Origin of the sequence: Pseudomonas brassicae (assembly GCF_010671725.1) — a bacterium.
Classification (GTDB): Bacteria; Pseudomonadota; Gammaproteobacteria; order Pseudomonadales; family Pseudomonadaceae; genus Aquipseudomonas; species Aquipseudomonas brassicae.
Window position 1 is genome coordinate 1 of sequence record NZ_JAAHBU010000274.1, and the last position, 9228, is coordinate 9228.

Sequence of the window (9228 nt, forward strand, 5' to 3'; positions counted from 1 at the left end):
TGGAGTACGCCAGGAAAGCCAAGGACACCAGCGCCGCCGGTGAAGCGTTCTCGCGCCAGGAAGCCGGCGTGACGCTGCGCAAGGGTGAACCCGAGCTGCTCGCGGCCGTCAACCAGGCGCTGGACACACTGCGCGCCGACGGCACCTTGAAAAAGCTCTCGGAAAAGTACTTCAGTGCTGACGTGACGCAATGATCGAAGACAGCCTGCAACTGGCTCTGGACAGCGCGCCCTTTCTGCTCAAGGGCGCCTACTTCACGGTATTGCTGAGCCTGGGCGGGATGTTCTTCGGTCTGCTGATCGGCTTCGGCCTGGCGCTGATGCGCCTGTCGTCGATCAAGCTGCTGAGCTGGACGGCACGTGTGTACGTATCGTTCTTTCGCGGCACGCCGCTGCTGGTGCAACTGTTCATGATCTATTACGGCCTGCCGCAACTGGGCATCGAACTGGACCCGCTGCCCGCTGCGCTGATCGGCTTCTCGCTGAACATGGCCGCCTACGCCTGCGAGATCCTGCGTGCCGCCATCAGTTCCATCGACCGCGGCCAGTGGGAAGCCGCCGCCAGCATCGGCATGACCCGCGGCCAGGCGCTGCGCCGCGCCATCCTGCCGCAGGCGGCGCGCACGGCGCTGCCGCCGCTGGGCAACAGTTTCATCTCGCTGGTCAAGGACACCGCGCTGGCGGCCACCATCCAGGTGCCCGAGCTGTTCCGCCAGGCCCAGCTGATCACCGCACGCACCTTCGAGATTTTCACCATGTACCTTGCCGCCGCGCTTATCTACTGGGTCTTGGCCAGCGTGCTGGCACACCTGCAGAACCGCCTGGAAGCGCGGGTCAACCGGCACGACCAGGAGTCCTGAGGCATGATCGACGTCATCCGCTTGAGCAAGCAGTTCAACGGCCAGACCGTGCTCGACGATATCAGCCTGAGCGTGCAGGCCGGCGAAGTGATCGCCATCATCGGCCCCAGCGGTTCAGGCAAGACCACCTTCCTGCGCTGCCTGAACCTGCTGGAAACCCCCAGCAGCGGGCGTATCCGCGTGGGCGATATCGAGATCGACGGCGACCGCCCGCTGGCCCGGCAGGCCAGCCTGATCCGTCAGTTGCGCCAGCAGGTGGGCTTCGTGTTCCAGAACTTCAACCTGTTCCCCCACCGCACCGCGCTGGAAAACGTCATCGAAGGGCCCTTGGTGGTGAAGAAGACCGCGCGCGACAAGGCCCTGATGCTCGGCCGCACGCTGCTGGCCAAGGTTGGCCTGGCCGGCAAGGAAAACGCCTACCCCAGGCGTCTTTCCGGTGGCCAGCAACAGCGCGTGGCGATTGCCCGGGCGCTGGCCATGGAACCGCAGGTGATCCTGTTCGACGAGCCTACCTCCGCGCTGGACCCGGAACTGGTCGGCGAGGTGCTGGCAACCATTCGTGGCCTGGCGCAGGAAAACCGCACCATGATCATCGTCACCCACGAAATGACCTTCGCCCGCGACGTGGCCAACCGGGTGATCTTTTTCGACAAGGGCGTGATCGTCGAGCAAGGCGAGGCCAAGGCATTTTTTGCCGCGCCCCGGGAAGCGCGTACCCGCCAGTTCCTCGGCAAGTTCCTCGGCGCCCAGGGCCACGCCCAGTGAGCCGCAACGCGGACAAATCCGAGTTTGTCCACAGCCCCCATGCCGCTGCGAGTAGGACCGCTCTGAAGCATTGCTGACTGCACGGTCACGGCGATGGGGCACCTTGACTCACCTGCCGATCCGGCCAATAACCATGCCTTGTGCCACCACCCGCACCAGGACATTGACCATGCACCGCGCAGCCAAAGGATCTGAACTGCCACCGCCCACCCTGCCCCACGTTGCCCGCCACGGCATCGGCCTGCACACCGCCAGCCACTTGCAGGCAAGCATTCCCATCGGGCCGCCGATGGTTGACGGGGACCTGCTGGAACTGTTCTGGGGCAACCGCTTCGTTGCCGCCCATGTGCTGCAATCCGCCGAGGCGGGCACGCGCGTTACCTTGCACGTGCCCAGGCAACTGCTCTACCCCGGGCTCAACAACCTGCACTACCGCCTGCTGCGCCCTGGCCAGCACCCGCGCCGCTCGCTGCCGTGCCAGGTAGCGGTCAAGCTCGACTGCCCGGGCGGTGCCGTGGATACCGCAGACAACCCTGGCCTGGCGCCCCTGCACCTGCCCGCCAGCCTGCGCCAGCACGGCCTGGACCTGCAGCACCTTGAGCAGGATGTGGCGTTTCGCATCGCACCCTACCGGCACATGGCCCCAGGCGATGCGATCACCCTGCGCTGGGCCGACCTGCGCCTGGACCTGGCGCCCTTGCCGGCCGACGCCGTGGGCACGGCGGTAAACGGCGTGATCCCGCGTGAGGTGATCCTGGAAGCCGGCAGCGACGACCGCCTGCAAGCCAGTTACTGCATCCTCGATCGGGTCGGCAACAGTTCGCACTGGGCCCCGCCCGCGTGCCTGCGGGTGCGCGGTGAAAGGCTGCCACGCCACTTCTATACATATTCCTAAAGGTTAGTTTATTTAATTTTTATACACGTTTAGGGTATATGAACCGGACCACCGGACCAGCGCATTTCTGTCGCCGCGCATCGATAGCGGCGACGTTCTCAATACGTGAGGTAGGTATGGTCAGGAACACAATCACCCCAGTGCGTAACGCCAGGGCATTGAGTGCAGCCAAGGAGCGGTACTGATGTCCAGCCTGGCGCACGACACAGTCCACAGCGATCTGGACAACGCCCCATCACTGCTGCCGGCCAAGGTCCTGCGCGATGACGCAGAAGCCGTGCAGGCAGCCCACGAACTGGCCGCCACGGCGCGCCTGCAGGCCGCCCGGCGCGACCAGCAGCGCACGTTGCCCTGGGCCGAAATCGAACAGTTCACCCGCAGCGGCCTGGGCAGCATCAGCATCCCGCGCGAGCACGGCGGGCCCGACGTTTGCTTCGCCACCATCGCCGAGGTGTTCCGCATCATCAGTGCGGCCGACCCGGCACTGGGGCAGATCCCGCAGAACCAGTTCGGCATCCTCCAGCAGGTCAAGAACACCGGTACCGAACGCCAGAAGCACCTGCTGTTCAAGTCGGTGCTGGATGGCTGGCGCATCGGCAATGCCGGCCCCGAGCGCGGCAGCAAGAACACCCTCGAACTCAAGGCCCGCGCCGTGCGCGAGGGCGATCACTACCTGCTCAGCGGGCAGAAGTTCTACTCCACCGGCGCACTGTTCGCGCACTGGGTAGCGGTCAAGGCGCTCAATGACGACGGCCGCCAGGTGATGGCGTTCGTGCGCCGTGGCAGCCCGGGCCTGCGCATCGTCGACGACTGGTCCGGCTTCGGCCAGCGCACCACCGCCAGCGGCACGGTGCTGCTCAACGAGGTGCCGGTAGACGCCGAGCTGGTGCTCGACAACTGGCGCCAGGCCGACGCGCCGAACATCCAGGGCGCCGCCTCGCAACTGGTGCAGGCCGCGATCGATGCCGGCATCGCCGAGGCCGCCGTGGCCGACGCGATCAGTTTCGTGCGTGAACGTGCACGGCCGTGGGTCGACGCCAAGGTCGAGCGCGCCAGTGACGACCCGTACGTGATTGCCGACATCGGCCGCCTGACGCTTGAACTGCATGCTGCCCAGGCCTTGCTCGGCCGTGCGGCGCGGGTGCTGGACGAAGTCAACGCTGCGCCCATCGATGCCGCCAGCGCAGCGCGGGCCTCAATCGCGGTAGCCGAGGCCAAGGTACTCACCACCGAAATCTCGCTGCAGGCCAGCGAGAAGCTCTTCGAACTGTCTGGCAGCCGCGCCACCCTGGCCGAGTTCAACCTCGACCGACACTGGCGCAACGCCCGCGTACACACCCTGCACGACCCGGTGCGCTGGAAGTACCACGCCGTGGGCGCCTATCACCTCAACGCGACCCTGCCTGCCCGGCATTCCTGGATCTGACCAGACCACTGGAGCTTCTCTGATGAGCCTATTGCCACAACCGCACGATCCCGTGGCGGTCATCTGCACTGACGCCCAGGCGTTGGACATTGCCGAACAGATCGCCGAGCAACTGCGCCGCGACAGCATCGAGCGCGACCGTGAACGCCGCCTGCCGCACCCGGAACTGGCGCTGTTCTCGCGCTCGGGCCTGTGGGGCATCAGCGTGCCCAGGGCCTTTGGCGGCGCGGGGGTGTCCAACGTGACCCTGGCCAAGGTGATCGCACGCATTGCCCAGGCCGACGCCTCGCTGGGGCAGATTCCGCAAAACCATTTCTACGCCCTTGAAGTGCTGCGCGTTAACGGCAGCCCCGAACAGCAGGCGCGCCTGTATGCCGAAGTGCTGGCGGGCAGACGCTTCGGCAACGCCCTGGCCGAGCTGGGCACCAAGACCGCCCACGACCGCACCACCGCACTGACCGCCGACGGCGACGGCTACCGCATCAACGGCCGCAAGTTCTACGCCACCGGCGCGCTGTACGCCCAACGCATCCCCACCTCGGTGATCGATGAGCACGGCGTGCAGCAATTGGCCTTCGTGCCGGCCGACACCGCTGGCTTGAGCGTGATCGACGACTGGAGCGGCTTTGGCCAGCGCACCACCGGCAGCGGCTCGGTGGTGTTCGACAATGTGCGTGTCGAGGCCGCCGACGTGGTGCCGTTCCAGAGCGCCTTTGAGCGGCCGACCCCGGTCGGCCCGCTGGCGCAGATCCTCCATGCGGCGATCGATACCGGTATCGCCCGCGCCGCCTATGAAGACGCGCTGCATTTCGTGCGCACGCGTACCCGGCCGTGGATCGACTCGGGCATCGACAAGGCCGTGGACGATCCGCTGACCCTCAAGTCGTTCGGGCACCTGGCGATCCGCCTGCACGCCACCGAAGCGCTGCTGGAGCGCGCCGGCGAATTTCTCGACCGCGCCCAGGCCGACACCAACGCCGAGACGGTCGCGGCCGCCTCGATTGCCGTGGCCGAAGCCCGCGCCATCAGCACCGAGATCTCGCTGGCGGCCGGCAGCACCCTGTTCGAACTGGCGGGCAGCCAGGCCACCCTGGCCGAGCACGGTCTGGACCGCCACTGGCGCAACGCCCGCGTGCACACCCTGCACGACCCGGTGCGCTGGAAGTACCACGCCATCGGCAACTACTACCTCAACGATGAAAACCCACCGTTGCGGGGCACGATCTGATGGCAAAAAAGAAGATCCTGCTCAACGCCTTCAACATGAACTGCGTGGGGCATATCAACCACGGCCTGTGGACGCACCCGCGCGACACCTCGACCCAGTACAAGACCCTCGCGTACTGGACCGAGCTGGCTCAGTTGCTGGAGCGCGGGCTGTTCGACGGCCTGTTCATCGCCGACATCGTCGGCGTGTACGACGTGTACCAGCAGTCGGTGGACGTGCCGCTCAAGGAGTCGATCCAGTTGCCGGTCAACGACCCGCTGCTGCTGGTCTCGGCCATGGCTGCGGTCACCCGGCACCTGGGCTTCGGCCTGACCGCCAACCTGACCTACGAGCCGCCGTACCTGTTCGCCCGCAGGCTCTCAACTCTCGACCACCTGAGCCGTGGCCGAGTGGGCTGGAACATCGTCACCGGCTACCTCGACAGCGCGGCCAAGGCCATGGGCCTGGACGCACAGCCCGAGCATGACCGGCGCTATGACCAGGCCGACGAATACCTGCAGGTGCTGTACAAGCTGCTCGAAGGCAGCTGGGACGACGATGCGGTGGTCAACGACCGCGCGCAGCGCGTGTACGCCGACCCGGCCAAGGTGCGCAAGGTGCAGCACCAGGGCGAGTTCTACCGGGTGGAGGGTTATCACCTGTGCGAACCCTCGCCGCAGCGTACCCCGGTGCTGTTCCAGGCCGGCGCATCGGCGCGCGGCCTGGGCTTTGCCGGGCAGCATGCCGAGTGCGTGTTCATCAGCGGCCAGAACAAGGCCGCCACCCGTGCCCAGGTCGACAAGGTGCGCGCCGCCGCGGTCGCCGCCGGGCGCGATGGCGAGGCGGTAAAGGTGTTCATGGGCCTGACCGTGATCGTCGCCCGCACCGAAGCGCAGGCACACGCCAAGCACGCCGACTACCTGCGTCATGCCAGCCCCGAGGCGGGCGTGGCGCACTTCGCCAGCTCTACCGGCATCGACTTTGCCGACTATGAACTGGACGAACCGATCCAGTACGTGAAGAGCAACGCCATCCAATCGGCCACCCAGCACCTGCAAAACAACGACTGGACCCGGCGCAAGCTGCTCGACCAGCACGCCCTGGGCGGGCGCTACATCACCCTGGTCGGCTCGCCGACCCAGGTCGCCGATGCGCTCGAAAGCTGGATCGAAGAGACCGGCCTGGACGGCTTCAACCTGGCGCGCACCGTGACCCCCGAAAGCTATGTCGACTTCATTGACCTGGTGATCCCCGAGCTACAACGCCGCGGGTCTTACAAGACCGCCTACACCGACGGCAGCCTGCGCGAAAAACTCTTCGCCGCAGGCCCGCACCTGCCAGACGACCATACGGGCGCTGGCTACCGCACCACCCACCCGACTGGAGCGCAACCGCATGCTTAAGACTTTCCTGGCCCGCCCTGTCGCGGCCCTGGCCCTGGCCTCGGCTTGATCGGTGGCGCCCACGCAAACGATGCACCGCTCAAGGTGGGCACCACAGCAGCCTTCGCGCCGGCCCTGGAAGCGGCTGTGGACGAAGCGAAGAAACAAGGCCTGAAGGTGGAGCTGGTCGAGTTCAGCGACTGGATCGACCCAACGTCAGCCTCGCCGCCGGCGACCTGGACGTGAACTACTTCCAGCACATCCCGTTCCTGGAAAACGCCAACGCGGCGGCCGGCTCCGACCTGGTGCCGTATGCGCCGGGCATCATCAACAACGTCGGCCTGTACTCGAAAAAATACAAAAGCGTCGACGCGCTGCCTGAAGGCGCCACCGCCGCCATCGCCAACGACCCGATCAACGGCGGACGCGGCCTGCAACTGCTGGCCAAGGCCGGCCTGATCACGCTCAAGCCGGGCGTGGGCTACAAGGCCACCGAAGACGACATCATCGCCAACCCGAGGAAACTCAAGATCCTGCAGGTCGAGGCGGTGCAACTGGTGCGTGCCTATGACGATGCCGACCTGGTGCAGGGCTACCCGCATTACATCCGCCTGGCCAAGACCTTCGATGCAGGTTCCGCACTGATGTTCGATGGCCTGGAGCACAAGGAATACGTCATCCAGTTCGTGATCCGGCCACAGAACAAGGACGATGCGCGCCTGGCCAGGTTCGTCGATATCTACCAGCACTCGCCGGTGGTACGTGCAGCCCTCGACAAAGCCTACGGCAAGCTCTACCAGCCGGGCTGGGAGAGCTGAAATGAGCGCCGCCAGCGCCCACCAGACGGCGCCCCCCGCCAGCCCCGCAGCGCCTGCGCAACAGCATGCGCTGCACCCTGAACTGAGCACTGCGCAGGTGCGTTTCATCGGCCTCAACAAGACGTATCCGGGGCAGCCTGCACCTGCGCTGGCGGACATCGACCTGAACATCCAGCGCGGCGAGATCTTCGGCATCATCGGCCGCAGCGGCGCCGGCAAGTCGTCGCTGATCCGCACCATCAACCGCCTGGAACAACCCAGCAGCGGGCGGGTGCTGATCGACCAGGTCGACATCGGCGAGCACGACGAAGAGCGCCTGGTGGCGCTGCGGCGGCGCATCGGCATGATCTTCCAGCACTTCAACCTGATGTCGGCCAAGACCGTGTGGCAGAACGTCGAGCTGCCGCTCAAGGTGGCCGGCGTGCCCAGGGCCCAGCGCCAGCGCAAGGTGGCCGAGTTGCTCGAACTGGTGGGCTTGCAGGACAAGCACAAGGTCTACCCGGCGCAGTTGTCCGGGGGCCAGAAGCAGCGTGTGGGGATTGCCCGTGCGCTGGTGCACGACCCGCAGATACTGCTGTGCGACGAGGCCACCTCGGCGCTGGACCCGGAGACCACTGCCTCGATCCTCGGGCTGCTGCGCGACATCAACCAGCGCTTGGGCCTGACCGTCATCCTGATCACCCATGAGATGGCGGTGATCCGCGAGATCTGCCAGCGCGTGGTGGTGCTCGAACGCGGACGCATCGTCGAGCAGGGGGCCGTGTGGCAGGTGTTTGGCGACCCGCAGCACGAGGTCAGCAAGACCTTGCTGGCGCCGTTGCAGCCGGCCTTGCCGCAGCGCTTGCAGGCGCGTCTGCTGGCCGAGGCGCCGGATGCGCGGGCGCCCTGGTGTTGCGCTTGCGCGTGAGTGGCCGTGACCGCGAGGCGCCGGAGCTGTCGTCGCTGTTTGGCTTGCTGGGTGGCCAGGTGAGCCTGTTGCAGGGCGGCATCGAGCCGATCCAGGAGCGGGCGCTGGGGCAGTTGGTGGTGTCGGTGGCCAACTCGCCACACGGGCATGCGCAAGTGATTGAACGTGCCCGCCAGTGGGCGGCGCAGGTGGAGGTGCTGGGCTATGTGGTTTGAGCGATTGTTGCAGGGCGTGCTCGACACCTTGCTGATGGTGGGGGTGTCGTCGCTGATTGCGTTGTTGCTGGGGATTCCGCTGGCGGTGATCCTGGTGACCAGCGGCAAGGGCGGGATCTTCGAAGCGCCGCTGGTCAACCGGGTGCTCGGGGTATTCGTCAATGTGTTCCGCTCGATTCCGTTTCTGATTCTGATGGTCGCGTTGATCCCGTTCACGCGGTTGATCGTGGGTACCACCTATGGCGTGTGGGCGGCGGTGGTGCCGTTGACGATCGCGGCCACGCCGTTCTTTGCGCGGATAGCCGAGGTCAGCCTGCGCGAGGTGGACCATGGCTTGATCGAGGCGGCGCAGGCGATGGGCTGCAAACGCTGGCACATCGTCTGGCATGTACTGTTGCCCGAGGCGTTGCCGGGCATTGTGGGCGGGTTCACCATTACCTTGGTGACCATGATCAACTCGTCGGCGATGGCCGGGGCGATTGGTGCGGGGGGGGCTGGGGGATATTGCCTACCGCTATGGTTACCAGCGGTTCGACAGCCAGATCATGCTGACGGTGATCGTCATGCTGGTGGTGCTGGTGGCGTTCATCCAGCTGGGCGGGGATCGGTTGGCGCGGGGGTTGAACAAAAGGTAGACCGCAGTGGCCGCTTTCGCTGGCAAGCAGCTCCGACAGGGTTCTTCAGTGTTCACAAAACCCTGTGGGAAGCTAGGCTTGCCAGCGAAGGGCACAGCGCTACTCTCGAAGCAGTAAAC

The 9228-nt window shown here is 66.0% G+C and carries 7 protein-coding genes and 3 pseudogenes; all 10 read left to right on the forward strand.

Annotation, left to right across the window (positions count from 1 at the left end; genetic code table 11):
* A partial coding sequence (locus G3436_RS18200) for a transporter substrate-binding domain-containing protein (protein WP_163947701.1) occupies window positions 1–194 on the forward strand: 194 nt, incomplete at its 5' end.
* Window positions 191–859: a cystine ABC transporter permease gene (gene tcyL, locus G3436_RS18205; RefSeq protein WP_163947704.1), complete on the forward strand. Its 669-nt coding sequence runs from the start codon at window positions 191–193 to the stop codon at window positions 857–859. The genes G3436_RS18200 and tcyL, both read left to right, overlap by 4 nt.
* A gap of 3 nt (window positions 860–862) precedes the next feature.
* Window positions 863–1624: an L-cystine ABC transporter ATP-binding protein TcyN gene (gene tcyN / locus G3436_RS18210; protein WP_163947707.1), complete on the forward strand. Its 762-nt coding sequence runs from the start codon at window positions 863–865 to the stop codon at window positions 1622–1624.
* 169 nt (window positions 1625–1793) lie between these two features.
* Entirely contained in the window at window positions 1794–2519 is a 726-nt protein-coding gene (locus G3436_RS18215; RefSeq protein WP_163947709.1) for a hypothetical protein, read from the forward strand.
* Between the two features lie 184 nt (window positions 2520–2703).
* Window positions 2704–3945 carry an SfnB family sulfur acquisition oxidoreductase gene (locus tag G3436_RS18220; RefSeq protein WP_163947712.1) on the forward strand — a complete coding sequence of 414 codons (1242 nt, stop codon included), beginning with the start codon at window positions 2704–2706 and terminating at the stop codon, window positions 3943–3945.
* Window positions 3946–3967: 22 nt separating this feature from the next.
* Window positions 3968–5173 carry an SfnB family sulfur acquisition oxidoreductase gene (locus tag G3436_RS18225; protein ID WP_178116512.1) on the forward strand — a complete coding sequence of 402 codons (1206 nt, stop codon included), beginning with the start codon at window positions 3968–3970 and terminating at the stop codon, window positions 5171–5173.
* A complete protein-coding gene (locus G3436_RS18230; protein WP_163947715.1) occupies window positions 5173–6555 on the forward strand; it encodes an LLM class flavin-dependent oxidoreductase in 1383 nt (460 codons plus the stop codon). Before G3436_RS18225 ends, G3436_RS18230 begins: the two co-directional genes overlap by 1 nt.
* Window positions 6548–7352, forward strand: a pseudogene (locus G3436_RS18235) (MetQ/NlpA family ABC transporter substrate-binding protein). Before G3436_RS18230 ends, G3436_RS18235 begins: the two are co-directional and overlap by 8 nt.
* A 1-nt stretch (window position 7353) precedes the next feature.
* A pseudogene (locus tag G3436_RS18240) lies at window positions 7354–8474 on the forward strand (methionine ABC transporter ATP-binding protein).
* Window positions 8464–9109: pseudogene (locus G3436_RS18245) on the forward strand (methionine ABC transporter permease). The pseudogenes G3436_RS18240 and G3436_RS18245 overlap by 11 nt, the downstream one beginning before the upstream one ends.
* Window positions 9110–9228: the final 119 nt, after the last annotated feature.

Coding starts and splice junctions, on each gene's coding strand:
- tcyL (WP_163947704.1), top strand. CDS start 191: ATGATCGAAGACAGCCTGCAACTGGCTCTGGACAGCGCGCCCTTTCTG.
- tcyN (WP_163947707.1), top strand. CDS start 863: ATGATCGACGTCATCCGCTTGAGCAAGCAGTTCAACGGCCAGACCGTG.
- G3436_RS18215 (WP_163947709.1), top strand. CDS start 1,794: ATGCACCGCGCAGCCAAAGGATCTGAACTGCCACCGCCCACCCTGCCC.
- G3436_RS18220 (WP_163947712.1), top strand. CDS start 2,704: ATGTCCAGCCTGGCGCACGACACAGTCCACAGCGATCTGGACAACGCC.
- G3436_RS18225 (WP_178116512.1), top strand. CDS start 3,968: ATGAGCCTATTGCCACAACCGCACGATCCCGTGGCGGTCATCTGCACT.
- G3436_RS18230 (WP_163947715.1), top strand. CDS start 5,173: ATGGCAAAAAAGAAGATCCTGCTCAACGCCTTCAACATGAACTGCGTG.